At 67.8% G+C, this 407-nt stretch carries 1 protein-coding gene; it reads left to right on the top strand.

Annotation, left to right across the window (positions count from 1 at the left end; genetic code table 11):
- Positions 1–391: citrate/2-methylcitrate synthase (locus AB4Z02_RS19205; protein ID WP_441972972.1), on the top strand; the 391-nt coding region annotated here is incomplete at its 5' end.
- Positions 392–407 lie beyond the last annotated feature (16 nt).

A 407-nucleotide genomic window follows, 5' to 3' on the forward strand; every position in this document is an offset into this window, starting at 1 on the left:
CGCGGAGGCCTGGCTCGACGAGTCGCTCGCGGCGACGCGCAAGATCATGGGCTTCGGTCACCGCGTCTCCAAGCACGGTGACTCCCGGGTGCCCACGATGAAGGCGGCGCTCGAGACCCTGGTCGACCACTACGACCGTCCCGAGATGCTGGAGCTCTACACGGCCCTCGAGACGGCGATGGATGAGCGCAAAGGCATCAAGCCGAACCTGGACTACCCGTCGGGCCCGGCCTACAACCTGATGGGGTTCGACACCGAGACGTTCACGCCGCTGTTCGCGGCCGCGCGCATCGCGGGCTGGACCGCGCACATCATGGAGCAGTACGCGTCGAATTCGCTGATCCGGCCGCTGTCGCTCTACACCGGCGAGGCCGAGCGGCACCTGGGTTAGCTGCGCACCTCGCGCT

It is taken from the genome of Pedococcus sp. 2YAF34, assembly GCF_052114585.1.
GTDB lineage: Bacteria > Actinomycetota > Actinomycetes > Actinomycetales > Dermatophilaceae > Pedococcus.